This window comes from Shewanella sp. T24-MNA-CIBAN-0130 (genome assembly GCF_040310185.1).
In the GTDB taxonomy this organism is placed as follows: domain Bacteria; phylum Pseudomonadota; class Gammaproteobacteria; order Enterobacterales; family Shewanellaceae; genus Shewanella; species Shewanella psychromarinicola.
Genome location: NZ_JBEOPP010000576.1, coordinates 1 through 234, shown reverse-complemented (window position 1 = coordinate 234; position 234 = coordinate 1). Strand labels below are relative to the sequence as shown.

Sequence of the window (234 nt, the reverse complement as noted above, 5' to 3'; positions counted from 1 at the left end):
GCCTGACACTGTGTACTTAATCTGAAATTGTTCTGAGATATAAGCGACTATTTGATGGCTATGCAAGTAGGTCACCTCACACAGGTGTGCAATCAATAGTTCAGTTTGCTCTTGACTCAGATAGCTTAAGGAGCCGCCACTATTACACGTGAGTTTTTGGTCGTGAGCATAGGCATCAATGTATCGAACTACGGTCGTTTCGTGAATAAGTAACGCTTGGGCAATCATTTGCGT

General features: G+C 43.2%; 1 pseudogene. It reads right to left on the bottom strand.

The features are described from left to right. A pseudogene (locus AAEZ02_RS23565) lies at window positions 1–234 on the bottom strand (IS630 family transposase); the annotation flags it as partial.